The sequence below is a fragment of the Natronorubrum amylolyticum genome, from assembly GCF_052040145.1.
Lineage (GTDB): Archaea > Halobacteriota > Halobacteria > Halobacteriales > Natrialbaceae > Natronorubrum.
This window is the reverse complement of the sequence record NZ_JBPPFW010000001.1, coordinates 904,779-928,510: the sequence shown is the minus strand read 5'-3', so window position 1 is coordinate 928,510 and position 23,732 is coordinate 904,779. Positions and strand designations below refer to the sequence as shown.

Here is a 23,732-nt window from a genome sequence, read left to right as displayed (position 1 = left end):
TTCGGCGTCCGGCTACTCTCGAAGCGCGTCCTCGCGCTCGGTCGCCTCGAGCGTCTCCGTCTCCAGATCCGTCGCGACGACGGCCGGCTTGTAGGCGCCGCCGTCGAAGAGCGCGTGCTCGCTGACCGAGGACTCGACGAAGCGGGTGAACGCGCGGCGGTCGGCGGGCAGTTCGCCGTACAGCACTTCGTCCTCGACGAGGTCGTAGACGGGAATGCGCGGCGTCAGCAGCGTGTTCTCGCCGACGACGCTGTTCTCGCCGACGACGAAGCCGCTCGTGACGCGACAGCCCGCGCCGAGCGAGACGTTGTCCTCGACGATCACCGGCGCGTCCTCGACCGGCTCGAGAACGCCGCCGATGAGGGTGTTCGCGCCGAGTTTGACGTTCGTACCGATCTGCGCGCAGGAGCCGACCGTGTCACAGGAGTCGACGAGCGTGCCGTCGCCGACGTGGGCGCCGATGTTGACGAACGCCGGACTCATCAGGATGCAGTCCGAGCCGATGTGAGCGCCCTTGCGGACGACGGTGCCGTCGGGCGTGTTGCGACTGCCGCGGTCGCCGTAGTCGCTCGAGTCCGCGAGCGGGAGGACGTCGTTGTACGTGACGCCGCCGTACTCGCGGGGGACAGTCTCGCGCAGGCCGAAGTTGAGCAGGATGCCCTGCTTGACCCACTCGTTGGCCGTCCACTCGTCGCCGCGTTTCTCCGCGGCGCGGATCTCGCCGTCCTCGAGCGCATCGAGGAAGGCGTCGAGCGTCGCTTTCTCGTCCTCGCCGGCGGTCTCGACGCTGACGTCGTCGTTCTGTTTGCGCTCCCACAGCTCGTCGATTTCGGTCTCGAGCGTGCTCATTCGCTGATCACGTCCGCGAAGTCGTAGTCGCCCGCCTTCTGTCCAGCGATCCAGACCGCCGCGTCGACCGCGCCCGCGGCGAAGACCCCGCGGTCCTCGGCGCGGTGGGTGAGTCGAACCTCCTCGTGGTTGCCCGCGAGGATCACTTCGTGTTCGCCCGTGACGTTGCCCGCGCGGAGCGCGTGGACGCCGATCTCGCTTTCTTCGCGCGGGTCCTCGCCCTCGCGGCCGTGCGTGCGTCCGCTGAAGTTACCGTTTGCTTCGATCTCCTCGAGCAGCCGGTTCGCGGTGCCACTCGGCGCGTCGCGTTTCGCGTTGTGGTGGGTCTCGACGAGTTCGACGTCGTAGCCGGGCAGATTCTGCACGGCTTCGCCGACGACGTTCAGCAGGGCTTGCACCCCGCGGGCGAAGTTCGGCGCGTGGAGGACGGCGACCTCCTCGCTCGCGGACTCGAGCGCCTTGCGTTGCCCGTCATCGAAGCCGGTGGTTCCCGTGACGAAGGCGACGCCGGCGTCGGCGCAGGTTTCGGCGTAGTCGACCGCCGACTCGGGACCGGTGAAGTCGATCACGACGGTGGGCTCGCGCTCGACGACCAGCGCGTCGAACTCGCCGGCGGATTCGATCTCGATACCGTCGACCGTCTCGCCCTCGGGCTCGCGGGTGACCGCGAAGACGACCTCGCAGTCGGCGTGGTCCGCTGCGGCGGCGATCACTTCTCGGCCCATTCGGCCCGTCGCGCCAGTGACGCCGACCCGTACCGTCATCGATCACCCTCCGCCGCCGGCTCCGTGCTGCTGTCGTCGGCCGACGCCGGTGATTCGTTCTCGAGGTCCGCGAGGACGGCCTCGAGATCGTCGCGGTACTCCTCGGAGAGCCGGGTCAGCGGCGGCCGCATCCGGGCGGGTCCGTAGCCGCGGATCTCCATGGCCTCCTTGACGGGGATCGGGTTGGTCTCGACGAACAGTTCGCGGAACAGCGGGCCGAGTTCGTGGTGTAGTTGCTGGGCGCGCGCGTAGTCGCCGTCGAGTGCGGCGCCGACCATCGCGCAGGTGAGTTCGGGTTCGATGTTGCCGGCGACGCTGATCGTGCCGGTGCCGCCGACCGCGATCGTCGGCAGGGTGAGCGCGTCGTCGCCCGAGAGGACGGCAAAGTCCTCGTCCATCGTGCGTTCGGCGATCTCGCCGATCTGGCCCAGGTCGCCGCTTGCGGCCTTGTAGCCCGCGATGTTCTCGTGGCTGGCGAGTTCGACCGCGGTGTCGGGTTCGATGTTCTGGCCCGTACGGGAGGGCACGTTGTAGACGATCTGCGGGAGATCGACTGCGTCGGCGATCGTCCGGAAGTGGTCGACGAGTCCGCGCTGCTCGGGCTTGTTGTAGTACGGCGAGATCAGGAGCAGGCCGTCCGCATCGGCCTCGGCGGCGCGCTCGGAGAGTTCGAGCGCCTCGCGGGTGTTGTTCGATCCCGTGCCCGCGATGACGGGGACGTCGTCGACGGCCTCGATGACGGCCTCGACGACGCGGACGTGTTCGTCGTGGGTCAGCGTCGCGGATTCGCCGGTCGAACCGACGGGAACGAGCCCGTCGACGCCCGCGCTCTCGAGTCGCTGGGCGTCGGTCTGGAGCGTTTCGAAGTCGATGCGTTCGTCCTCGTCGAACGGCGTACACATGGCCGGGAAGACGCCGGTGAAGTCGATATCGGATGTCATGGGTGGGTGTTGCTATCTGAGTCGGCTGCTGGGTACTTGGGTATTGGTGATTCGCGCGTCGTGAGTCAGGCGTGAAATTGCGCTCAACCTGACCGCGTCGAGGTCGCGCCCGGGACGGGGGTGCTACGCCCGCCTCGAGCACATCTCACGGACGTTTACGTTTCGAAAAACGAACGGCGGCGTCGCTCACGACGGGGCCGGCGGTCGGGTGAGCGACGTGACGCATGTGCGAACGGTCGGAACGGACGACCTTATCCGTTGTGACTTCGATCCGTCGGCTCGTCCGGGTTGTGCCACTAACTGACATGACGTTTCGCGTAATTTATCCCGGAGTAGTACGTACGGCCGGGTATGACAGACTTCGGACTAAAAGTACGGATGGTCGTCGTCGGGGCCATCCTGTTCGCCTTCTACGTCGGTGCAGCGACGGTGCTCGCGCTGATGTTCGGCGTCGATCCGCTGTTGATACTGCCCGCCGGTATCATCATCCTTCCCGCGTTCCAGTACAAACTCGGAAAGTGGCTGGCGACCAGAAAAGCCGAGGAGATGCCCAACGAGGGCCAGTATCGGGAAATTCACCAGATGACCGAGTCCCTCTCCCGCGACATGGGCGTCAAGAAGCCGAAGCTGATGGTGATGGATATGGGCGTCCCCAACGCCTTCGCCGTCGGCCGAAAGGGTGCCGGCGTCGTCTGCGTCTCGACGGAGCTCATGCGGTTGCTCGAGCGCGACGAACTCGAGGGTGTCATCGCCCACGAGATCGCCCACATCAAGAACCGCGACGTCATTACGATGGTCATCGGCCAGTCCATCGGGATGATGGTCGGCTACGTCGCCTACTTCGCGGTCCTGATGGGCGGCGAGCGCAACATCGGCACCTACATCGTCGCCATGATCGCCTCGACGCTCGCGAACATGCTCGTGATGGTCTTCGTCCTCGCCATCTCGCGGTACCGCGAGTACGTCGCCGACGACGACGCCCGCCAGTACATCGGCAGCGGCGACCCGCTCGCCCGCGCGCTCGAGAAGATCTCGAGCGGCTCCCAGGGCCAAGAGTCCCAGGTCGAAGACAGCATGAACGCGCTCTGTATCTTCAACTCCGACAAGAGCCTCATGGCGCAGCTGTTCGCGACTCACCCGCCGACGGAAAAGCGCATCGAGAAACTCCGTAGCTAACGGCTGACGATCGGCTACAGTCGACGATATTTTGGCCGCTGTTCGTTAGTGGCTGGAGCGACCGCGCCGGTCGGCCGCCGACTCGAACGACGACGGTCACTCGATCGCGAGTGATATCGGCTACGTGCCCCAAGAGGCCGAGGTCGAGGCCCGCAAATACGGACCCAACGACGCGCCTTTTTAACGATTGCCGATACAATGTAGCCTATGACCGAAATTCATCCCGGCCAGCGTGTCGCCGTCCTGGTCGACGCACAGAACCTCTATCACACGGCACAGAGCCTTCACAGTCGAAATATCGACTACTCCGCGCTCCTCGATAAGGCCGTACAGGATCGCCAACTGACTCGCGCCATCGCGTACGTGATCCGCGCGGACTCGCCGGAGGAAGAGAGCTTCTTCGAGGCGCTGGTCGATATCGGCTTCGAGCCGAAGATCAAGGACATCAAGACGTTCTCGGACGGCACGAAGAAGGCCGACTGGGACGTCGGGATGAGCCTCGACGCGGTGACGCTCGCGAACCATATCGACACGCTCGTCCTCTGTACCGGCGACGGCGACTTCTCGCGGCTCTGCTCGCACCTGCGCCACGAGGGCGTCCGCGTGGAAGTGATGGCGTTCGAGTCCTCGACGGCCGAAGAGCTCATCGACGCGGCGGATTCGTTCCTCGACCTCGGCGAGCGCCACGAGACGTTTCTGCTGTAGGTGCGTTCCGCGTGTCGCCTTCGGACTCGCGTGCGACCCGTGTCGGCCGATCAGGATCGGTGTGGGTACTCACTCCGCCAGAGACCGATCAACAGCGCGTAACCGGTAACGAGCAGCGTCACACCCGCCAGAAGATAGGTCGTCGGACCCGAGACGAACGAGGCCGGGCCGGCCAGCGTCAGGGTGCCGAGGACGAGGAGGGCAGCCCCGAGGCCGATTTGCGTGACGTCCATTGGATAACGGTACTACAGATTCGAGTAGTATAACGTTCTCTATCTCGTTTTTGTTGCTAATTTTGATATGTGTGTTTCGTAGATAGGTGTCGGCTACGACCCGGTCCGCTCGCCGATCGTGCGGCGCTCGAGGTCGAAGGGCTTTCGACCGCCCGCACGAAACGCCACGCAATGAGTGATACAGCCGACGACAACGGGCTGGCGGGGCTTTCGAACCTCCGCACGATCGCGGACTACCAGTTCGGCGCGGGGGCGGGGAACGCGCTGTTTCCGCCCGACGAATCGGTGACCGTCAAACGGACGACCTCGGGTCGCCCCCAGCAGGTCCACGCCGATGCCGGCCGTCTCGTTTCCTTCGGTACCGACGGTCGATTTACACTCGGACTCGAGGGTGGTCGTCGGCTCCACGCGGCACTCGAGCATCCGGCCTACCGCGTCGTCGTCGACGACGAGAGCGAACCGTTCGTCCGCGACGAGAAGAACGTCTTTACGAAGTTCGTCCTCGAGGTCGGCCCGGAAATCCGGCCGGGCGACGAGGTCGTGGTCGTCCACGAGCGCGGCGAGGTCATCGCGGTCGGGACGGCACGACTCGGCGCCGAGGCTATCGAGGACTTCGAGACCGGGATGGCGGTGAACGTGCGCGAGGGTGCGCCTGCGACCGACTAAGCGTATCCGAGACGATCCGACTGAGCGAATCCGAGACGGTCCGACCGAGCCGACGATCGGACGAGTTTCTGGATCGGAAAATACAGTCACCCGTTTATCTTCTTTCCGTTCGACTAACCGCGTACGTTCGGTGTCGCGCCGTTCCCGCGTTGGCACCCGCCCCACCCATGTCGTCCGTCACGCTCTCGCTCGAGTACGCCCTCGCCGCGATCAGCGTCGCCGGATTTCCGGCGCTGTTCGTCGTCTTCGTCTTGAAAGGCGCCCTTATCGGGAAGATCTTTCCGACGAGCGTGTTCCTCTCGGGGTACGTGGTGCTCACCACACCGACCCACGTGGGTGCCGCGACGATCGTCATCCTCGTGACGGTCGCGCACGTGATCGGCCAGTTCGCCGTCTACACCGGGAGCAGACGATACGGCGAGGAGATCGTCTCGGCAGTCCCCTACCTCAATTTCGATCCCTCGTCGGACCGGTTCCGCCGGGTCGGGGACTGGTTCGACCGCTACGGCGATGTCGCCGTCTTCGGGACGAACGTGATCCCGTGGAGTCGCGGATTGATCGCGATTCCCGCCGGTGTCAGTTCGTACCCGCGGCGTCGGTACCTCGTCCACGTCAGCGCGTCGACGCTCCTGTATCACTCCGTCTACGTCGCGCTCCCGCTGCTCGGACTCGCCGCGATCGCGTGATACTGTCTGCTGTAAGTCATTTTCGGTGGGACCGCGATCCGTCCTGCGGTCCCACCGGTAAATCGTTACAGCAAACCGTATGAGAGGATCGGCCACCGCTGGGCGCCCTAGACCGCAGGGTAAAAGGTCGCCCGCGCCGACGTGTCGGGTATGTTTGGAGGAGGCGGCGGACTGAACCCGCGTAAGATGGAACAGATGATGGAACAGATGGGCATCGACGTCGAGGATATCGACGCCGAAGAGGTCATCATCCGCACCGACGAGTACGACCTCGTCTTCAACGACGCCGAAGTCACGAAGATGGACGCCCGCGGTCAGGAGACCTACCAGGTCATCGGCTCGCCGGAACAGGTCGAGTCCGGTGCCGCAGGCGGAAGCGCCGATACCGGGGCCGACGCGGACGCCGGCAGTGCGATTCCTGATGACGACGTCGAACTCGTCGCGGCCCGCACCGGCGTCAGCGAGGACGAGGCCCGTGCGGCGCTCGAGGACGTCGACGGCGACCTCGCCGCAGCAGTCGAATCCCTCGAGTGACCGGCGTGAGCGAGCGCGATTCCGACGTCGACGACGACGCTACGAGCGACGGTGAAGCGGAAGCAGATGTGGAAACCGGAGCCGGCGACGAGACCGAACCCGATGCCGGGAGCGACCGCGTTCCCGTCCTGTTGGTCCGCGAGGACCGGAACTACCTCGTCGAACCCGGCGCGGAGCAGGGAACCGATCTGGGCGTCCTCGAGGTGCCCGAAGACGTACAGCCGGGCGACACGATCGAGACCCATCTGGGCGACGAGTTTCGGGTCCGCAGACTTCGCGGCCCGGATCTCTTTCACCACTTCGAGCGCACGGGTGCGCCGATGGTCCCCCGCGACATCGGCCTGATCATCGGCGAGACGGGGATCGCACAGGGTGACCGGGTGCTCGACACCGGCACCGGAACGGGCGTGCTCTCGGCGTCGATGGCCCGCGCCGGGGCGTCGGTCGTGACCTACGAGCGCGACCCGGAGTTCGCCGACGTCGCACGCGAGAACATGAAGTTGGGTGGGGTCGCCGATGCCGTCGACATCCGGACGGGCGACCTGACCGAGGAAATTGGAGAACTCGAGCATTCGTCGTTCGACGTGATGACGCTCGATACCGGCGACGCCGCGGAGCTGGTCGGACACGCCCCGGAGCTGCTGGTCGACGGTGGGTTCGTTGCGGTCTACAGCCCCTTCATCGAGTCGACTCGTGCGGTCGTCGAGACGGCCCGCGAGGCCGGCCTGTCGGAGGTCCGCACTCGGGAGACCATCCAGCGGGAGATGCAGTTCGACGACCGGGGCTCGCGACCGTCGACCGCACCGGTCGGCCACACGGGCTACCTGACGATCGCCAGAAACGTGTAGGCACCCGACCGCTCTGCCGGCCATACGTCGATCCGGAAAAATTGCCGGAACCGGCGATAAACCGGCGCCTACCGTCGAAACTCATTCGGTCCCGAGTTGCGAATTGGCGCGACTGTTCGCAACCCTTTTTATTCGCTCGGGTGTCCACGCCACTAGAGATGGCTGTACTCTGGCTGGACGAGATCAGTGCCGGCGACCTCGAGAAGGTCGGCGGCAAAGGCGCCTCCTTAGGCGAGCTTACGGGTGCTGGGCTGCCCGTGCCGCCGGGATTCGTAGTAACCGCCGGAACCTATCGATCGTTTATCGAAGACGCCGAAATCGACGAGGAGCTGTTCGAAGCCGTCGAGGTCGATGTCGACGACTCGAGCGCGCTCGCAACCGCGGCCGACCGCGCACAAGAACTCATTCTCGAGACGCCGTTCCCCGACGACCTCCGCGAGGAGATCCTCGCATCCTATCGCGAGGTCGGCGACGGCGAGGCGTTCGTCGCGGTTCGATCCTCGGCGACGGCCGAGGACCTGCCCGACGCCTCCTTTGCGGGCCAGCAGGAAACCTTCCTGAACGTGACCGAGGAGGCGCTTCTCGACCGCGTTCGTGAGTGCTGGGCGTCGCTGTTTACCCAGCGGGCGATCTACTACCGTCAAGAGCAGGGCTTCGACCACTCGGCGGTCAACATCGCGGTCGTCGTCCAGCAGATGGTCGACGCCCAGAAGTCGGGCGTGATGTTCACGAGCCACCCCTCGACGGGTGACCCGACGATGATCATCGAGGCCGCGTGGGGACTCGGCGAAGCCGTCGTCTCCGGCGCCGTCTCGCCGGACAACTACGTCGTCCCGCGTAACGACGACGAGATCGACGTCACCGTCGCCGAAAAGAAGGTGATGCACGAAAAGGACGAAGAGACGGGCGAGACCGTCGAGCGAGAGGTGCCCGAGGACAAACGAAACGCGCGCGTGCTCAGCGACGACGAGATCGCCACACTTGTCGAACTCGGTGAGCGCGTCGAGGACCACTACGACACCCCACAGGACGTCGAGTGGGCCATCGTCGACGGAGACGTCTACATGCTGCAGTCCAGACCGATCACCACCATCGACGAGAGCGGAAACGGAGCCAAGGCGCCCGACGCGAGCGGCGTCGTCGACGCTGCGAAGGGAGTCACCGACGGCAGTGGCAGCGGCGGCATGCAGGCCGAATCCGGCGGTGACGGCGGCTCGAGCGCCAGTTCCGGGGACGTCATCGTCGACGGACTCGGCTCGAGTCCGGGCACCGTCAGCGGGGCCGCACAGATCGTCCTGAAACTCGACGATCTGGACAAGGTCAAGGAGGGCGACATCATCGTCACCGAGATGACGATGCCGGATATGGTCCCCGCCATGAAACGTGCCTCGGGGATCATCACGGACGAGGGCGGCATGACCAGCCACGCCGCCATCGTCTCCCGCGAACTGGGCGTGCCGGCCATCGTCGGCACGACGAACGCAACGACCGTCCTCGAGGACGGCCAACTCGTCACACTCGACGGTGACAAGGGTGCCGTACTCGAGGGCCAGAAGGTCGAACCGGACGAGGAGACCGAACCGGTCGAGGAGGTGCGTCCGCAGTCGCCGGTCAAACCGATGACCGCGACCGAGGTGAAGGTCAACGTCTCGATCCCCGAGGCCGCCGAACGCGCGGCCGCGACGGGCGCCGACGGCGTCGGCCTGCTCCGCACGGAGCACATGATCCTCTCGCTGAACCAGACGCCCGCCAAGTACATCGAGGAAAACGGCGAGGACGCCTACATTACGGAGCTCGTCGAGGGTATCCGCGGCGTCGCCGACGAGTTCTATCCCCGCCCCGTCCGCGTTCGCACGCTCGACGCGCCCACCGACGAGTTCCGCCAGCTCGAGGGCGGCGAGAACGAGCCGAAAGAGCACAACCCGATGCTCGGCTATCGCGGGATTCGACGCTCGCTCGACCGACCCGACGTCTTCGCCCACGAACTCGAGGCGTTTCGGCGATTGTTCGAGATGGGCTACGACAACGTCGAGATCATGTTCCCGCTGGTCAACGACGCCGAGGACATCTATCAGGCCAAACAGCAGATGGAAGAGGCTGGGATCGACCACAAGAAGCGCAAGTGGGGTGCGATGATCGAGACGCCGGCCTCCGCGCTGTCGATCGAAGGGATGGCCGAGGCGGGCATCGACTTCGCCTCTTTCGGGACGAACGACCTCACTCAGTACACGCTCGCCGTGGATCGGAACAACGAGCACGTCGCCGACCGCTTCGACGAACTCCATCCGTCCATTCTGAAGCTGATCGGGACCGTCATCGAGACCTGTCGCGAGCACGACGTCGAGACGAGCATCTGCGGGCAGGCCGGTTCCAAACCGGAGATGGTCCAGTTCCTCGTCGACGAGGGCGTGAGTTCGATCTCGGCGAACATCGACGCCGTTCGCGACGTTCAGCACGAAGTCAAACGGACCGAGCAGAAGCTGTTGCTCGATTCGGTTCGCTGACGCAGCGGTCGCCGTCGAACGATTTTTCGAGCCTGTAGACTGCTCGACACAGCCGCGGCGACGCTCGAGTCCAACGACAACTCTGGTTCGGTTCCTCAGAGTGTATGAAAACGGACGTGTCAGCGCTAAACGCAACGTTGAAACCGGTGAACGTTCTTGTGCGTGATATGCAAATCGAGCCGCAGTCGTTCGATCGGGTGCTCTCGTCGATGTGTACGGCGCCCCACCCGGTCGCACGCGAGGCGGCCGAACGGTTTCTCGCGACGAACCCCGGCGATCCCGGTACCTACCCGAACGTGACGGCCCTCGAGGAGGACGCAATCGCTACGTTAGGCGAAATCGCCGGGCTCGAGGACCCATCCGGCTACGTCGCCAGCGGGGGGACGGAGGCGAACATTCAGGCGGTCCGGATCGCTCGCGACCGTGTGGAGGCGCGGACGCCGAACGTCGTCATGCCCGAGTCCGGCCACTTCAGCTTCCAGAAGGCCGCCGACGTTCTCGGCGTCGACCTGCGGATCGTCCCCACGGACGACGACTTCCGGGCCGATCTCGAGGCGGTCCGCTCCTGCGTCGATGCGGAGACGGCCATGGTCGTCGGCGTCGCGGGGACGACCGAGTACGGCCGCGTCGATCCCATCCCCGAACTCGGCGAGATCGCCCGCTCGGTCGGAGCGCTGTTGCACGTCGACGCCGCCTGGGGCGGGTTCGTCCTGCCGTTTACCGACCACGAGTGGCACTTCGGTCACGCCGCGGTCGACACGATGGCGATCGATCCCCACAAGATGGGCCAGGCCGCGGTCCCCGCCGGCGGGTTGTTGGTTCGTTCGGACGACCTGCTCGACGAACTCGCCGTCGACACGCCCTACCTCGAGTCGACCTCGCAGGCGACGCTGACCGGAACGCGGTCCGGAGCGGGGGTCGCCAGCGCCGTGGCGGCGCTGGCGGAGCTGTGGCCCGACGGCTACCGTCGCCAGTACGTCCGATCCCAGCGCAACGCCGAGTGGCTCGCGGACGCCCTCGAGAAACGGGGCTACGACGTCGTCGATCCGACGCTTCCGCTTGTCGCGGCCGACTTGCCGCGGTCGACGTTCGAGGCGCTGCGGGACGAGGGGTGGCGGATCTCCCGGACCGGCACCGGCGAGTTGCGCGTGGTCTGTATGCCCCACGTGACTCGGGAGATGCTGGCGTCGTTTATCGGGGATCTGGACCGACTCGAGGTGCGTGCAAGCGTCCCGATTGTGAGTGACGACTAGCCGTTTCAGTGGGCTGTTCGGTCCGTCTCTTCGAATCTGTGTGAGTGGGGTTTGCCGGGTCGATTGTTCTCGAGGTCGATACGTCGTGCGTGGATCGATCGACTCGAGGCGTAATCGATACCCGTTTGCCATGCCACTGTGAGACTCGAGTATGGCAATGGATCGAATCGACGGCGTCGCGATCGTCGGCTTCGCCGCTATCATTGCGGCGTCGACGGTCCTCGAGGGGATCGCCGTTGCAGCCGCACTCGGCGGCTTCGCGCTCTCGCTCTCGAGTTGGCGGCTCTACGGCGGCCGGCCCTGGGAGGCGCTGGCCTGGCTGTCGTGGGTCGGTGCCGCCGTTGTGCTCGTGATCGTTCCCGGCGGTGGCGCCTTCGTCGTCGCGTTCTTCGGCTCGTTGCTTCTCGGAATAGGGCTGTTGTTCGCAGACCGACTGGACCTGCTTCCGTCGATCTGGAACGAGACGGGCGTCGAGGGTGTGGAAGGGCGGAGGGGCGGCTAACGCGAGCGACTACTGGTCGCCGACCCACTCGGCGAAGGGACCGGTGAGGAACTCGTAGTAGTCGAGGATCCCGAGTACGAGCGCAACGAGCAACACGAGGATGACGGGGATCCTGACGGCCCAGATCCAGGCCGGGCCGAGCGAGCCGAGATCACCGATCCCGCGTTGTAGTTCGTCGACCGCGAGATCGGGGAGCGACCAGCCGACGAGGATCATGAGCAGGAGTCCGCCGAGCACCAGGAGGATCTGGTCGGCGAAGAGGTCGAAGAGATCGAGCAAGACAAGATCGTAGGCCGACGGAACGCCGAGCAGGAACATCGCGCCGCCGATGCCGATCGCGGCCGTGGGTCGGCTGATACCGCGCTCGTCGATGATGTAAGAGACGACGACCTCCATGAGACTGATCGCACTCGAGAGCGCGGCGATGGCGACGGTGCCGAAGAAGACGGCTCCGATCAGCCAGCCGAGCGTGAGATCGCCGAACGCGGCAGCCAGCGAGACGAAGATCGCACCCGCGCCGGGGTCGGCCGGATCGACGCCCGCGGTGAAGAGGATGGGGAAGACGATCAGGCCGGTAATAAAGGCGATCGAGGTGTCGAAGCCGATGATGATCGCGCCGTCCTCCGCGAGGTTTCGGTCCTCGCCGAGGTAGGACGCGTAGGTGATCATCACCCCCATGCCGAGCGAGAGGGTGAAGAAGGCCTGACCGGCCGCGGCGGGGACGATGCTCTGCCAGTTGTCGGCGATGACGCCCCACTCGGGGGAGAGGTAGTAGCTGTAGGCCTCGCCCGCGCCCGGGAGCGTGGCGGCGTAGATCGCGAGTCCGATCGTGATGATGATGATCGCGGGAACCATCACCTTCACGGCGAGTTCGATCCCGCGTTCGATCCCGACGGCGACGATGGCGATCACGGCGGCCATGAAGATGGCGTGAAAGAGGATGGCGTCGAGGCCGCTCGCGAGCGTGACGAACTGCCCTTCGGCCTCGGCAGCGTCGGCGATGTAGCCGTCCTGCAGGCCGAGGATCGTGTAGCGGATCGTCCAGCCGGCGACGACGCTGTAGTACGACAGGATGACGAAGCCAGTCGCGATGAAGATCCAACCGACGTACTGCCAGATGCCGGAGCCGATCTCTTTGAGCGCGCCGACGGGGTTGCGTTCGGTGCGGCGACCGACGACGAACTCGACGAGCATCGCCGGGAAGCCGATCACGACGATAAACAGCAGGTACATCAGCAGAAAGCCGGCACCGCCTTCCTGTCCCACCTGAAACGGGAACCGCCAGATGTTCCCGAGGCCGACGGCGCTGCCGACGGCCGCGAAAATGAATCCGACCCGAGTCGCCCACTGTTCGCGCGGGATATCGACGGAGCTCATACGTGGGTCGTGCTATCGTATATGTCAAAACGGTACGGGATCGTCGAGCCCGGAAACCCGGGCTTTGTGGTCCGTATATCAACACTACCCTCGAATTCATCGACGTTGAAAGACGAACAGCCCGTCCGTGAAACGCGAGCATTCGTGCGGAACGTAGCGAAAGACGGTCCTCGAGTTACCGAACCAAACATTTAGGTAGATTTACGAACAACTCGAAACTGATGACGACGCGTCCCGTCCGCGACGCTTTTCTGATGCGACTCTAGCGACGGTACCGAACCGAGTGGAACGCTGCGAACACGTCGCTCAGACGACGGTCGCGTGGCGTCGAAACTCGAGTCAGTCCCGACCGCTCGCTCGAAAGCGACCGGTATCGCACGCGAACCGACCGACGACCGAAAACCGGCGGGTTTTACGCCCGCCACCGACACCACACAGATATGAGCAACGACGACTTTCCGACGGACAGACCCGCGGTCGTGACCTGCGGGTTGCCGTACGCCAACGGCGACCTGCACATCGGTCACCTGCGGGGGTACATCGGCGCCGACGCGTTCAACCGCTCGCTCGAGACGCTGGGTCAGGAGACGGCCTACGTCTGTGGCTCCGACATGCACGGCACCCCGGTGGCCGTCAACGCCGAGCAGCAGGGCGTCGATCCCGCGGATTTCGCGCTCGAGTGGCACGAACAGTACGAGGAGACGTTCCCGAAGTTCAACGTCGAGTTCGACAACTACGGCCACACCCACGACGAGACGAACACGGAACTGACCCAGGAGATCGTCCGCACGCTGGACGAGGCGGGCCACATCTACGAGAAGGAGATTCAGGTCGCCTACGATCCCGACGCCGACCAGTACCTCCCCGACCGCTACGTCGTCGGGACCTGTCCCTACTGCGGCGCGAAGGCCCGCGGCGACGAGTGCGACGAGGGCTGTCAGCGCCACTTAGAGCCCGGCGAGGTCGAGAACCCGGAGAGCACGATCACCGGCAATCCGGCCGAGTACCGACAGCGAGCGCACAAGTTCTTCGAGGTCTCGGCGTTCACCGACTACCTGACGGAGTTCTTAGACGGCCTCGAGGGAACCTCGAACGCCCGAAACCAGCCCCGACAGTGGATCGAAGACGGCCTGCAGGATTGGTGTATCACGCGGGACATGGACTGGGGGATCGATTATCCGGATGCGGGAGACGACGAAACCGCCGGAGCGGACAGTGACGGCGACGATCTCGTCCTCTACGTCTGGGTCGACGCCCCGATCGAGTACATCGCCTCGACCAAGCAGTACTCCGAGCGCGTCGGCACTGACGAGTACGACTGGGAGCGCGTCTGGAAGGAAGACGGCGACATCGTCCACATCATCGGCCGGGACATCATCCAGCACCACGCCATCTTCTGGCCGGCGATGCTCGAGGGATGCGGCTACAATGCCCCTCGCGGAATCGCCGCGACCGGCTTCATCACGATCAACGGGAAGGGGCTCTCCACGAGTCGAAACAGGGCAATCTGGGCGAAGGAGTATCTAGACGAGGGGTTCCACCCTGACCTCCTGCGCTACTACCTGACGACCACGGGCGGCCTCCAGCAGGACGTCGACTTCTCCTGGGAGGCGTTCCAGGAGAAGGTCAACGGCGAACTGGTGGGCACCGTCGGCAACTTCTGGTACCGCTCGCTCCTGTTCGCCTATCGGAACTACGAAGGGACGCCGGACGCCGACGTCTCCGAGGAAGTCCGCGAGCGTATCGAGGGCGCGATCGGCGAGACCCGCGAGGCGGTCAACGACTACGATCTCCGCGGCGTCGGCCACGCCGCGACGCGACTCGCGCAGTTCGGCAACGAATACATCCAGGGCAACGAGCCCTGGAAGCTCACGGACGAAGAACCGGAGCGGGCGGCGCAGGTCATCCGCGACTGCGTCCAACTCGCCAAGGCCGTCGGCGTCCTCATAGAGCCGATCACACCCGATAAATCCCAACTGCTCTGGGAACAGATCGGCGAGGACGGCGAGGTCGCGGACGCTCACCTCGAGGACGCACTCGAGGCCCCGCCGCGGAGCTTCGACGAACCCGGCGAACTCTTCGAGAAGATCGAGGACGATCGCGTCGAGGAACTCACCGCAAAGCTCGAGGAGCGAGTCGAAGCGGCCTCGAGCGACGAGAACGAGTCCGACGAGGGAGAAACCGAAACTGACGACACCGGCGCAGACGAATCCGGTGATATGACAGACACTGACGGCCTCGAGCCGCTCCTCGAGGACCGGATCGGATTCGAGGACTTCCAGGAACTGGACATCCGCGTCGGCCGGATCGAGTCGGCCGAGGGGATCGACGGCGCTGACGACCTCGCCAAACTCGAGGTCGATATCGGCTTCGAGACGCGACAGGTCGTCGCGGGGATCAAGCAGCTACACGATCTCGACGAGTTGCCGGGGACGAACTGCGTGCTCCTCGCGAACATGGAACCAGCGGAGCTGTTCGGCGTGGAGTCCAACGGGATGATCCTCGCCGCGGGCGAGGAGGCCGACCTGCTGACGACCCACGGCGACGCCGAAATCGGCGAGAAGGTGCGTTAAGGCACCGATCGAACGGATTCGAACCCGGCGGACGCGCTGGCTGAGGCCTCGTCCGTCCGACCTGCACCCCATCCGACGCTCAAATGCGTGAAACTAGTTTTCTAGACGATTGAATTATAAATATTTGTGTAGTACCGTCCGATCGTGAATCAGTTGATCGGCGAACACCTCGACGAGTACGCCGAGACCGGTTCGATTCCCCGAGGCGCGATCGAGGCGTGCGGCGAACGGTACAGCGAACAGGGATACCTGACGCGGCGACAGTTGTACGCCCTCTCTTACGCCGTCTCGACGCGAAACGCTCACCGCGTCATGCGCAACTCGCGGAAGGAGTGCGAGACCATCACGGCCAACGCCGTCGCCATCACGGACGACCTCTCGCGGATCACGCTGCTCACGGGACTGTGCGGACTCGAGACGCTGACCGCGTCGTGCGTGCTGGCGGGGTTCGATCCGCAGCGGTACGCGGTCGGAGACGAGAACGTCCGGGCCGCGCTGGCCCGCCTCGGTCGCGTTCGCGGATCGAACGGGCGAGTCGAGGCCCGCGAGTACTGCGGGCTGTTAGCGCACGTTCGCGACGTCGCCGCCGAGACCGGCTACTCGCCTGCGGACGTCGGCTATGCGCTTTCCGTCTACGGTGCGGAGTAGATCTCCGGATTCGCGACGGGAGTCCGTGCCTCGACGCCTCGTCGGGATCACACATATATACGTTTTCATGAAGTTTCCGTCAAATTGCGTATCGTGACGTCCCGCAACGATGCGGTCGTAATGAAGCGAACTCGACGGACGATGATACGACTGACCGGCGCGGCGATCGGCGGCGCTGCCATCGGTGCATCGATGTCGACTGCGACCGCGTCCTTCGCCGACGGCGAGGCGGTCCAGATGACGGCCGATCTCAACGGCCGTGAGGGTCCCGGCCTGCACTACGACGTCGTGCGGACGTACCCGGCGGGAACGGAGGGCGAAATCATGAACGGCCCCGAGGAAAGCGACGGCCACACCTGGTGGGGGCTCCACGTTCCGAGTTACGGCGAGTGGGTCTGGTGTGCCGGCGACTACCTGACGAGCGACTCCGACGGCGGTTCGCCCGGCGGCTGCACCGACCAGTATTACACGACCCAGAACGTCGAGGACCTCGCGCGTGTCATCATGTCGGAGGCCTCGATCAGCGACACGCCGGCCCGGACGGCCGTCGGATTCACCGTCCCGACACGGATGGAACAACAGGGCGTCTCCAGCGTCCGCGACGTGTGGGACGCGTACGCGAGGAATCAGTCGCCCACGGCGGAGATCACGGCGCTCGCGGACGACATCCTGCAGTGTGCCGTCGCGGACAACAGCGACGGCGCTACCCACTTCTACTCGCCGATGAGCATGCCCAAAGAGGGTGACGACACGAGCGGGTACGACACGGGCGGCGGCCTCGAGTGGACCGAGGGGCTGGACCGGCGTAACTACCGACCGGGTTGGGCGCTCGACCTCGAGCGCATTTTCGTCGACGGCGTCCCCGAGCGGGAGTTCAAGTTTTACCGGTAGCCGTTCGGACCCGCCCGCGCCCCACCTTCACTCACGCCGGTTCAGACCTCGTCGACGAGGGTCGCGAAGTCGTCGGTATCGACGATCCCCATCGTCTGGGCCGACAGCCCGTGGCGGCGCAACGTCAGCGCGGATTTGAACGCGGCCTCTCGGTCGGCCGCGTCGAACACGACGAGGAAGTCGTATTCGCCGAGGATCGCGTACGAGTCGAGCACCTCAGCGTTGTGCTCCTCGAACTCGGTTTTGACCTCACCCCAGATCGACGCGAGCTCCTGGGCGTTCTGGACGTTCCGGTCATCGATGTCCATGAGTGATGCGTACGCGGCCATGTTCGACGGGTGGGTCGTCCGTGGGAAAACCGTTCGCGTGGCACAGGACGGGGCGAAAGACAACTCGGAGGCGAGTAAACCACCTATCTTTTTGGCCGTACTCCCGCTACGTCGAGCTATGAGAAACGCGAAAATCGTCTGTACGCTGGGGCCGGCCTCGAGCGACCGTGAGACAATTCGGGAGCTCGCCGACGCCGGGATGTCGGTCGCCCGTCTGAACGCGAGCCACGGGAGCCGCGAGGATCGCGCCGAGCTGATCGACCGAGTTCGTACCGTCGACGAGTCCCGTGAGGCACCCGTCGCGGTGATGCTCGATATGCAAGGTCCCGAGATCCGGACCGCGCCGCTTCCGGAGGGGGAGTCGGTGACGCTCGAGACCGGTTCGGAGATCCGGTTCGTCGAAGGCGACGAGGTGTCTTCCGATACCGTCGGTCTCTCACTGCCGATCGGGGCCGTCGAGCCGGGCGATCGAATTCTGCTCGACGACGGACTGATCGAGACGACCGTCCTCGAGCGCGAGGATGCGGATTCGCGAGGGCACGACGACCAGTCGGTCCGTGCCCGCGTCGACACCGGTGGCGAACTGGGCGGCCGAAAGGGTGTCAACGTTCCCGGCGTCGAACTGGACCTCGATATCGTCACCGAGTCCGACCGCAAGGACCTCGAACTGGCCGCCGAGAAGGGGGTCGACTTCGTCGCCGCGAGTTTCGTCCGCGACGCCGAGGACGTCTACGCGGTCAGCGAGGTGCTCGAGGAGCTGGGCGCCGAAATCCCGCTGATCGCGAAGATCGAGCGCGCGGGGGCGGTCGACAACCTCGACGAGATCATCGAAGCCGCCTACGGGATCATGGTCGCCCGCGGCGATCTGGGCGTCGAGTGTCCGATGGAGGACGTTCCGATGATCCAAAAGCGGATCATCCGCAAGTGCCGTAACGAGGGATCGCCGGTGATCACGGCGACGGAGATGCTCGATTCGATGGTCCACGCTCGCCGTCCCACGCGGGCCGAGGCGTCGGACGTCGCGAACGCCGTTCTCGACGGCACCGACGGCGTGATGTTGTCGGGCGAGACCGCCATCGGCGACCACCCCGTCGCGGTCGTCGACGCGATGGACAGCATCGTCCGCGAGGTCGAAAATTCGACGGAGTACGCCGAGATGCTCGAGCAACGCGTCCCCGCGGCGGGGCCGGCGCGGACGGACGCGCTGGCTCGCTCGGCGCGATTCCTCGCCCGCGACATCGGGGCGGACGCGGTCGTGGCCGCGACCGAATCCGGCTACACGGCGCTGAAAACGGCGAAGTACCGCCCCGGCGTCCCGGTCGTCGCTTCCACGCCGAGTCACGAAGTCCGGCGGCGACTGGCCCTTTCGTGGGGCGTGACGCCGCTGTACGCTCGCGTGTCGGATCAGGGGGCCGACGCCGTCGTCGAGAAGGCGGTTCAGGCCGCACTCGATGCCGGCGTCGCCGACAGCGGCGACACCGTCGTCGTCCTCTGTGGCATGATGACCGAACTCGAGGGCTCGAACACCACGAACATGCTGAAAGTCCACGTCGCCGCGGAAGCGCTGACGACCGGTCGCGTCGTCGTCGAAGGCCGGACGACCGGCCCGCTCGTGCGGATGACGGACGGCGACCTCTCGGAGATCCCGGAGGGAGCAATCATCTCGCTTTCGGCCGACTTCGACGAGGAGTTCGAGGGCGATCTGACGACGATCGGCGGGATCGTCGACGCCCAGCGCGGACTGACCGGCTACCCGGCGCTGGTCGCACGCGAGATGAACATCCCGATGATCAGCGGGGCCGACGTCTCGGAGGCCGAAGAGGGCAGCGTCGTGACGCTCGACGCCGAACGCGGGGTCATCTACGGCGGCGACCTCAGCGATCGAACGGATCGGAGCGAGCAAGTTGACCTGGCCTGAAGCTGCAGGCAGGCCAACGTGACACCCGCCCGAACGCGGACCGCGGATTTTTGACGACGGACCTGTTAGGACCGACCATGGCAGACGACGCGTCCGGAAGCGACGGTAAGAACGACCGACGTGAGCCACCGGCAGCTCCGGACGGCCAGCGCTCGGACGGGGAGACGGAATCAGCGTGGTCTACGGCCGACCAGGATATCACCGCGTCTACGGGCGGTGACGACCGACTCGAGGGCGACGGTCACGCGAGCGACGACGACGGCGCCGGATGGGGTGACCAGACGGAAGACGAGTACCGGGTTCCACTGGATCTCTCCGGCGGACCCGACGAGGACGAACCGGCCGCAGACGAGGGCGAGGACGCCGATGAAGACGATCCGTACGCACCGGAACCCAGCTCGACGCCGATCGAACCCGGCGAGCCGACGCTCGAGAACATTCTCTTCGTGGTTCTCGGTGCGGTCGCGATGGTTCTCGTGATGTTCCAGCTCGCGTCGGTTATGCTCTGAGCGCGGCTGAGAACCGACAAAGGTACCATCGCTGTCCGCTTCCACTCAAAACGACTCGCGGACCGCCTCGGCAACCTTTAATTTGGGTGAGAACTTAGCTCGACGTATGCTCGAACTCCTCTTCGCGAACATGCCGCTCGCGCTCCTCTCGGTGGGGCTCATCCTGATGGCGCTTGAGGCCCTCTCGCCGGGTGCACACCTCATCGTCATCGGCGTCGCACTGGTCGGTGCGGGGCTCATCGGACTCATCTTTCCGTCACCGCTGAGTCCATTCATACTGGCAGGGTTGACGCTCGTGATCGGCCTCGCCGCGGCCTACGTCTACAACGAGTTCGACTTCTACGGCGGGAAAGGTACCGCCCAGACCTCGGACTCGAGTACGTTGGCGGGGACGACGGGCTACGTCACCGAGACCGTCACGACTCGCGACGGCGAGGTCAAACTCGACGAAGGCGGGTTCGCGCCCTTCTACAGCGCGCGGACGACGAGCGGAACGATCGAGGAGGGCGAAGAAGTGATCGTCCTCGATCCCGGCGGCGGAAACGTGCTCACGGTCGAATCGCTCGGCGCGATCGGCGAGGACGAGATCGATCGCGCGCTCGCGGAGGGTGCCGTGGACTCGGATTCTGCGGCGGAAGCCGACGACTCCCAGCCTCCGGCCGACGTGGAGTCGGACGCCGAACCGGAAGCCGAAACCGAAACGGAAAAATCGAACTGAGACGCAGACGGTTGGGCTCGAGCCGATTGCGGCTCGGTTTGAGTCGGTTTGGACCTCGAATCGAGTCGGTCACGGAGGCCGATATGTTACTGAAATAAGGGAACGTTTTTCCCGTCCCCCCCGTAAGACGGAACTATGGTCGTAGAACTACTCCCATTGCAGACCGGCGGTGCACTGCTATTCCTCGGTGCACTCGTCCTCCTCGTCGTCATCGCCGCACTGCTCAGTGCGATCGAGATCGTCGACGCGTACGAGAAACGTGCGCTCACTGTCTTCGGGGAGTACAGAAAACTCCTCGAGCCGGGTATCAACTTCGTCCCGCCGTTCGTCTCGAACACGTATCGGTTCGACATGCGAACGCAGACGCTGGACGTCCCTCGACAAGAAGCGATCACGCGAGACAACTCGCCCGTGACCGCCGACGCGGTCGTCTACATCAAAGTCATGGACGCCAAGAAGGCGTTCCTGCAGGTCGACGACTACAAGAAAGCGACGTCGAACCTCGCCCAGACCACCCTGCGTGCCGTGCTGGGCGACATGGAGCTGGACGACACGCTCAACAAGCGCCAGGAGATCAACGCGCGCATCCGTCAGGAGCTCGACGAACCCACCGACGAGTGGGGTATTCGCGTCGAGTCGGTGGAGGTCCGCGAGGTCAACCCCTCGAAGGACGTCCAGCGCGCGATGGAGCAACAGACCTCCGCGGAGCGCAAACGCCGCGCCATGATTCTCGAGGCACAGGGTGAACGCCGCAGTGCCGTCGAGAAGGCAGAAGGTGACAAACAGAGCGAGATCATCCGTGCACAGGGTGAAAAGCAGAGCCAGATCCTCGAGGCACAGGGTGACTCGATCTCGACCGTGCTGCGCGCGAAATCCGCCGAATCGATGGGCGAACGCGCCATCATCGATCAGGGGATGGAGACGCTCGCCGAGATCGGCCAGAGCGACTCGACGACGTTCGTGATGCCCCAAGAGCTCACCTCGATGGTCGGCCGCTACGGCAAACACCTCTCTGGTAGCGACGTCAAGGAAGACGGCGACTCACTCGAGAGTCTCGAGTTCGACGAGGAAACCCGCGAACTGATCGGGCTGGACGACATCGCCGAAATCATCGGCGAGATCGACGAGGAAGCCGAAATGGACCTCGAAGCGATGGAGCAGGAGGCCCAGGCGATCAAAGAGGGCAAAGACGCCGGAACCATCTCCGACCCCGACGACGTCATCGAGGAGATGGATCAGGAGTTCGCCGGCGACGCCGACCCCGGCAAGAGTTCATAGATTCCAGACACTCCGTTCTCGGTGAAGAAGGCGGAGCGAAACCTGTTTTACGTCCCGCCACGTTTCGATCAATAGGTATTACATGACGAGTTCCGATGGGGTCGACGACGACAAACGAGCGACCCTGCGCCGGTTCGCAGCGCTCGGTGCTGCGGCACCGCTGGCCGGCCTTTCCGATTCTGCAGCAGCCGATACGGGCGAAAGCGACGCCCGCGACGCGATCGCCGGCTATCTATCCACGACGCCCGGCGCCCACTTCTCGAAGATTCGGGACGATCTCCAGCTCGGCACCGGCGAGACCCAACACCACCTGCGTCGGCTCGAGGAACTCGACGCGATCGAACGCTTCCGCGACGGCGATTACAAGCGGTTCGTCCTCGCGGATCGGTTCGACGAGTTCGAAAAGCAGACGCTGGGCTATCTCCGCCGAGACACGCCGCGCGGGATGTTGATCGAACTCCTCTCGACATCGGACGCGACGGCCGGCGACCTCGCGACGGCACTCGACGTCTCGCCGCCGACGGTGAGCAAGTACGCCGGGGAACTCGAGGAGGCCGGCCTGCTCTCGCGCGAGGACGGTTACGCCGTCGAACGCCCCGAAACGGTCCTGATTCTGGTCGTCCGCCACGCCGACTCCTTCGGAGAGGCGGCGCGACAGCTCGCACGAAACGCCGATCAGTTCGTCGTCTACGACGGGTAAGGAGCTAATACCGCCGGTAAAGGCGTATTACTGTTCGAACGTGACGCTGTTCACGCCGTTCAGATCGTTTCGACGACCGCCGGGAGCGCCGCCAGCGAGTCGACGACCGCGGCGGCCTCCGTCGGTCGGTCGACGTCGCGGTTGTGTGGGCGACGGAGGTAGATCGGCTTGAGACCCGCCGCTCGCCCGGCCGTGACGTCTTTGTGCGAGTCGCCGACGTAGAACCCGTTGTCGGCATCGAGTTCCGAGAGCGCGTCGTCGATGAAATCGGGTTCGGGCTTCTTTCTCCGAAAGTCGTCGAACGTGGGCCGACGACCGCGGACGACGTCGAACTCGACGGGGACGTAGTCGGCGACGAACTCGGCGGTCGCGTGGCGGTTGTTCGTGACGAGTCCGACCGTGGTCCGATCGGCTAGATCGGCGATCGCATCGATATCATCGTACAGGCCGCGCTCGCCCGACCGAATCAGGTCGTGGCTCGTCTTCGACGCGTACTCGTCTTTCAGCTTCCAGAACGCCGCGGCGTCGATTTCCAGTGCGGCGCAGTGGTCGGCGATGTTCTCGAGGTCGTGCCGTCTGAGATCGTCTCGCTGTGCCGGCGTCGGCTCGGCGCCGAGCGTGTCGAGGGCCGTGTCGGCCGCGTCGGCGTACACCTGCGGATCGGTGCCGGGATCCTCGAGGATGACTCCATCCATGTCGAACAGTATCGGCGGCGACATCTGTCGCTCGAGGGTACGCAGCGAGCCGTCAAAAAGCGGCCGACGAACGAGGAGTCCGATGTAACACGCGGAGAACCGTCGTATGCAGGCCAGAGTGCGCAACTGGCCGGCCGTGATCCGTTACGCGTTGACTTTCCACGTTGTACTCGAGGAGTAGCCCCACTTCTCGATCTCGATGTCGTAGTTGCCGTCCTGCAGGGCGGTGATATTCGAGCCGACCTCCTTGGCCGTCATACCGAGTTCTTTGCCGATGAGACGGGATTTAAAGTACGTCTTCGTTCCGGCGTTATTGCGGAGATACTGGAGGATCTGGCGCTGTTTACTCGTGAGGTCCGCGGTTAGTGCAGTGCTCATACACTACTCAATGCCGAGAATGCCCTTAGGGGGTTTGGTACGTGCGGTTAACCCCTC

At 64.8% G+C, this 23,732-nt stretch carries 25 protein-coding genes; 17 read left to right on the top strand and 8 right to left on the bottom strand.

Features of this window, described 5'->3' with window-relative positions:
- Positions 1-12 precede the first annotated feature (12 nt).
- Genes ACSFDB_RS04675 through dapA form a run of 3 tightly spaced genes read right to left on the bottom strand, consistent with a single transcriptional unit; the run spans position 13 to position 2,554 of the window.
- Positions 13-849: a 2,3,4,5-tetrahydropyridine-2,6-dicarboxylate N-succinyltransferase gene (locus ACSFDB_RS04675; protein ID WP_440769852.1), complete on the bottom strand. Its 837-nt coding sequence runs from the start codon at positions 847-849 to the stop codon at positions 13-15.
- Positions 846-1,613, bottom strand: coding sequence for a 4-hydroxy-tetrahydrodipicolinate reductase (gene dapB, locus ACSFDB_RS04670; RefSeq protein ID WP_440769851.1), 768 nt, complete (start codon positions 1,611-1,613; stop codon positions 846-848). Before dapB ends, ACSFDB_RS04675 begins: the two co-directional genes overlap by 4 nt.
- Positions 1,610-2,554: a 4-hydroxy-tetrahydrodipicolinate synthase gene (gene dapA, locus ACSFDB_RS04665; RefSeq protein ID WP_440769850.1), complete on the bottom strand. Its 945-nt coding sequence runs from the start codon at positions 2,552-2,554 to the stop codon at positions 1,610-1,612. Before dapA ends, dapB begins: the two co-directional genes overlap by 4 nt.
- Before the next feature lie 351 nt (positions 2,555-2,905).
- Between dapA and ACSFDB_RS04660 the strand changes: the two genes are divergently transcribed.
- Both ACSFDB_RS04660 and ACSFDB_RS04655 read left to right on the top strand, forming a co-directional pair.
- Entirely contained in the window at positions 2,906-3,730 is an 825-nt protein-coding gene (locus ACSFDB_RS04660; RefSeq protein ID WP_440769849.1) for a M48 family metallopeptidase, read from the top strand.
- A gap of 207 nt (positions 3,731-3,937) precedes the next feature.
- Positions 3,938-4,435, top strand: a complete 498-nt coding sequence (locus ACSFDB_RS04655) for a LabA-like NYN domain-containing protein (RefSeq protein ID WP_090305199.1) — start codon at positions 3,938-3,940, stop codon at positions 4,433-4,435.
- Positions 4,436-4,485: 50 nt separating this feature from the next.
- On the opposite strand, the gene ACSFDB_RS04650 is transcribed toward ACSFDB_RS04655, so the two are convergent.
- Positions 4,486-4,668: a hypothetical protein gene (locus ACSFDB_RS04650; protein WP_440769848.1), complete on the bottom strand. Its 183-nt coding sequence runs from the start codon at positions 4,666-4,668 to the stop codon at positions 4,486-4,488.
- 171 nt (positions 4,669-4,839) lie between these two features.
- Between ACSFDB_RS04650 and ACSFDB_RS04645 the strand changes: the two genes are divergently transcribed.
- The 7 genes from ACSFDB_RS04645 (at position 4,840) to ACSFDB_RS04615 (ending at position 11,661) form a co-directional block, all read left to right on the top strand.
- Positions 4,840-5,334 (top strand): PUA domain-containing protein, encoded by a 495-nt coding sequence (locus ACSFDB_RS04645; protein WP_440769847.1) that lies wholly within the window; start codon positions 4,840-4,842, stop codon positions 5,332-5,334.
- A 167-nt stretch (positions 5,335-5,501) separates the two neighbouring features.
- Positions 5,502-6,020 (top strand): DedA family protein, encoded by a 519-nt coding sequence (locus ACSFDB_RS04640; protein WP_440769846.1) that lies wholly within the window; start codon positions 5,502-5,504, stop codon positions 6,018-6,020.
- Positions 6,021-6,170: 150 nt separating this feature from the next.
- Positions 6,171-6,554 carry a nascent polypeptide-associated complex protein gene (locus tag ACSFDB_RS04635; protein ID WP_440769845.1) on the top strand — a complete coding sequence of 128 codons (384 nt, stop codon included), beginning with the start codon at positions 6,171-6,173 and terminating at the stop codon, positions 6,552-6,554.
- Positions 6,551-7,402, top strand: a complete 852-nt coding sequence (locus ACSFDB_RS04630; RefSeq protein ID WP_440769844.1) for a methyltransferase domain-containing protein — start codon at positions 6,551-6,553, stop codon at positions 7,400-7,402. The genes ACSFDB_RS04635 and ACSFDB_RS04630 overlap by 4 nt, the downstream gene beginning before the upstream one ends.
- Before the next feature lie 158 nt (positions 7,403-7,560).
- Positions 7,561-9,906, top strand: coding sequence for a phosphoenolpyruvate synthase (ppsA, locus tag ACSFDB_RS04625; protein WP_440769843.1), 2,346 nt, complete (start codon positions 7,561-7,563; stop codon positions 9,904-9,906).
- A gap of 167 nt (positions 9,907-10,073) precedes the next feature.
- Positions 10,074-11,159, top strand: a complete 1,086-nt coding sequence (gene mfnA, locus ACSFDB_RS04620) for a tyrosine decarboxylase MfnA (protein WP_440769842.1) — start codon at positions 10,074-10,076, stop codon at positions 11,157-11,159.
- 151 nt (positions 11,160-11,310) lie between these two features.
- Positions 11,311-11,661 carry a hypothetical protein gene (locus ACSFDB_RS04615; RefSeq protein ID WP_440769841.1) on the top strand — a complete coding sequence of 117 codons (351 nt, stop codon included), beginning with the start codon at positions 11,311-11,313 and terminating at the stop codon, positions 11,659-11,661.
- Positions 11,662-11,670: 9 nt separating this feature from the next.
- Here ACSFDB_RS04615 and ACSFDB_RS04610 read toward each other — a convergent pair whose 3' ends face one another.
- Positions 11,671-13,038, bottom strand: a complete 1,368-nt coding sequence (locus tag ACSFDB_RS04610) for a sodium-dependent transporter (RefSeq protein WP_440769840.1) — start codon at positions 13,036-13,038, stop codon at positions 11,671-11,673.
- A 440-nt stretch (positions 13,039-13,478) separates the two neighbouring features.
- Here ACSFDB_RS04610 and metG point away from each other — a divergent pair, with 440 nt between their 5' ends.
- The 3 genes from metG (at position 13,479) to ACSFDB_RS04595 (ending at position 17,150) form a co-directional block, all read left to right on the top strand.
- Positions 13,479-15,611, top strand: a complete 2,133-nt coding sequence (gene metG / locus ACSFDB_RS04605; protein WP_440769839.1) for a methionine--tRNA ligase — start codon at positions 13,479-13,481, stop codon at positions 15,609-15,611.
- Between the two features lie 144 nt (positions 15,612-15,755).
- A complete protein-coding gene (locus ACSFDB_RS04600) occupies positions 15,756-16,259 on the top strand; it encodes a hypothetical protein (protein ID WP_440769838.1) in 504 nt (167 codons plus the stop codon).
- 141 nt (positions 16,260-16,400) lie between these two features.
- On the top strand, positions 16,401-17,150 hold the full coding sequence (locus ACSFDB_RS04595) for an SH3 domain-containing protein (protein WP_440769837.1): 750 nt from the start codon (positions 16,401-16,403) through the stop codon (positions 17,148-17,150).
- A gap of 41 nt (positions 17,151-17,191) precedes the next feature.
- Here the strand turns inward: ACSFDB_RS04595 and ACSFDB_RS04590 are convergent, their stop codons facing one another.
- The gene (locus tag ACSFDB_RS04590; protein WP_440769836.1) at positions 17,192-17,479 is read right to left on the bottom strand and encodes a GYD domain-containing protein; all 288 of its coding nucleotides are present in this window, start codon (positions 17,477-17,479) and stop codon (positions 17,192-17,194) included.
- 118 nt (positions 17,480-17,597) lie between these two features.
- Here ACSFDB_RS04590 and pyk point away from each other — a divergent pair, with 118 nt between their 5' ends.
- The 5 genes from pyk (at position 17,598) to ACSFDB_RS04565 (ending at position 22,602) form a co-directional block, all read left to right on the top strand.
- Positions 17,598-19,397: a pyruvate kinase gene (pyk, locus tag ACSFDB_RS04585; RefSeq protein WP_440769835.1), complete on the top strand. Its 1,800-nt coding sequence runs from the start codon at positions 17,598-17,600 to the stop codon at positions 19,395-19,397.
- A gap of 77 nt (positions 19,398-19,474) precedes the next feature.
- Positions 19,475-19,906, top strand: a complete 432-nt coding sequence (locus ACSFDB_RS04580) for a DUF7312 domain-containing protein (RefSeq protein ID WP_440769834.1) — start codon at positions 19,475-19,477, stop codon at positions 19,904-19,906.
- Between the two features lie 106 nt (positions 19,907-20,012).
- On the top strand, positions 20,013-20,624 hold the full coding sequence (locus ACSFDB_RS04575) for an NfeD family protein (RefSeq protein WP_440769833.1): 612 nt from the start codon (positions 20,013-20,015) through the stop codon (positions 20,622-20,624).
- A 135-nt stretch (positions 20,625-20,759) separates the two neighbouring features.
- On the top strand, positions 20,760-21,902 hold the full coding sequence (locus ACSFDB_RS04570; protein WP_440769832.1) for an SPFH domain-containing protein: 1,143 nt from the start codon (positions 20,760-20,762) through the stop codon (positions 21,900-21,902).
- An 82-nt stretch (positions 21,903-21,984) separates the two neighbouring features.
- Positions 21,985-22,602, top strand: coding sequence for a winged helix-turn-helix transcriptional regulator (locus ACSFDB_RS04565; protein ID WP_440769831.1), 618 nt, complete (start codon positions 21,985-21,987; stop codon positions 22,600-22,602).
- Positions 22,603-22,661: 59 nt separating this feature from the next.
- Here ACSFDB_RS04565 and ACSFDB_RS04560 read toward each other — a convergent pair whose 3' ends face one another.
- Together ACSFDB_RS04560 and ACSFDB_RS04555 are read right to left on the bottom strand one after the other, a co-directional pair.
- The gene (locus ACSFDB_RS04560) at positions 22,662-23,321 is read right to left on the bottom strand and encodes an HAD family hydrolase (RefSeq protein WP_440769830.1); all 660 of its coding nucleotides are present in this window, start codon (positions 23,319-23,321) and stop codon (positions 22,662-22,664) included.
- Positions 23,322-23,441: 120 nt separating this feature from the next.
- Complete coding sequence (locus tag ACSFDB_RS04555; protein ID WP_090305149.1) at positions 23,442-23,675, bottom strand: DUF7123 family protein; 234 nt, start codon at positions 23,673-23,675, stop codon at positions 23,442-23,444.
- Positions 23,676-23,732 lie beyond the last annotated feature (57 nt).

Excerpts from the sequence above, each read along its gene's own strand:
- ACSFDB_RS04675 (WP_440769852.1), bottom strand. The coding sequence starts at position 849 with ATGAGCACGCTCGAGACCGAAATCGACGAGCTGTGGGAGCGCAAACAG.
- dapB (WP_440769851.1), bottom strand. The coding sequence starts at position 1,613 with ATGACGGTACGGGTCGGCGTCACTGGCGCGACGGGCCGAATGGGCCGA.
- dapA (WP_440769850.1), bottom strand. The coding sequence starts at position 2,554 with ATGACATCCGATATCGACTTCACCGGCGTCTTCCCGGCCATGTGTACG.
- ACSFDB_RS04660 (WP_440769849.1), top strand. The coding sequence starts at position 2,906 with ATGACAGACTTCGGACTAAAAGTACGGATGGTCGTCGTCGGGGCCATC.
- ACSFDB_RS04655 (WP_090305199.1), top strand. The coding sequence starts at position 3,938 with ATGACCGAAATTCATCCCGGCCAGCGTGTCGCCGTCCTGGTCGACGCA.
- ACSFDB_RS04650 (WP_440769848.1), bottom strand. The coding sequence starts at position 4,668 with ATGGACGTCACGCAAATCGGCCTCGGGGCTGCCCTCCTCGTCCTCGGC.
- ACSFDB_RS04645 (WP_440769847.1), top strand. The coding sequence starts at position 4,840 with ATGAGTGATACAGCCGACGACAACGGGCTGGCGGGGCTTTCGAACCTC.
- ACSFDB_RS04640 (WP_440769846.1), top strand. The coding sequence starts at position 5,502 with ATGTCGTCCGTCACGCTCTCGCTCGAGTACGCCCTCGCCGCGATCAGC.
- ACSFDB_RS04635 (WP_440769845.1), top strand. The coding sequence starts at position 6,171 with ATGTTTGGAGGAGGCGGCGGACTGAACCCGCGTAAGATGGAACAGATG.
- ppsA (WP_440769843.1), top strand. The coding sequence starts at position 7,561 with ATGGCTGTACTCTGGCTGGACGAGATCAGTGCCGGCGACCTCGAGAAG.
- mfnA (WP_440769842.1), top strand. The coding sequence starts at position 10,074 with ATGCAAATCGAGCCGCAGTCGTTCGATCGGGTGCTCTCGTCGATGTGT.
- ACSFDB_RS04615 (WP_440769841.1), top strand. The coding sequence starts at position 11,311 with ATGGCAATGGATCGAATCGACGGCGTCGCGATCGTCGGCTTCGCCGCT.
- ACSFDB_RS04610 (WP_440769840.1), bottom strand. The coding sequence starts at position 13,038 with ATGAGCTCCGTCGATATCCCGCGCGAACAGTGGGCGACTCGGGTCGGA.
- metG (WP_440769839.1), top strand. The coding sequence starts at position 13,479 with ATGAGCAACGACGACTTTCCGACGGACAGACCCGCGGTCGTGACCTGC.
- ACSFDB_RS04595 (WP_440769837.1), top strand. The coding sequence starts at position 16,401 with ATGATACGACTGACCGGCGCGGCGATCGGCGGCGCTGCCATCGGTGCA.
- ACSFDB_RS04590 (WP_440769836.1), bottom strand. The coding sequence starts at position 17,479 with ATGGCCGCGTACGCATCACTCATGGACATCGATGACCGGAACGTCCAG.
- pyk (WP_440769835.1), top strand. The coding sequence starts at position 17,598 with ATGAGAAACGCGAAAATCGTCTGTACGCTGGGGCCGGCCTCGAGCGAC.
- ACSFDB_RS04580 (WP_440769834.1), top strand. The coding sequence starts at position 19,475 with ATGGCAGACGACGCGTCCGGAAGCGACGGTAAGAACGACCGACGTGAG.
- ACSFDB_RS04575 (WP_440769833.1), top strand. The coding sequence starts at position 20,013 with ATGCTCGAACTCCTCTTCGCGAACATGCCGCTCGCGCTCCTCTCGGTG.
- ACSFDB_RS04570 (WP_440769832.1), top strand. The coding sequence starts at position 20,760 with ATGGTCGTAGAACTACTCCCATTGCAGACCGGCGGTGCACTGCTATTC.
- ACSFDB_RS04565 (WP_440769831.1), top strand. The coding sequence starts at position 21,985 with ATGACGAGTTCCGATGGGGTCGACGACGACAAACGAGCGACCCTGCGC.
- ACSFDB_RS04560 (WP_440769830.1), bottom strand. The coding sequence starts at position 23,321 with ATGTCGCCGCCGATACTGTTCGACATGGATGGAGTCATCCTCGAGGAT.
- ACSFDB_RS04555 (WP_090305149.1), bottom strand. The coding sequence starts at position 23,675 with ATGAGCACTGCACTAACCGCGGACCTCACGAGTAAACAGCGCCAGATC.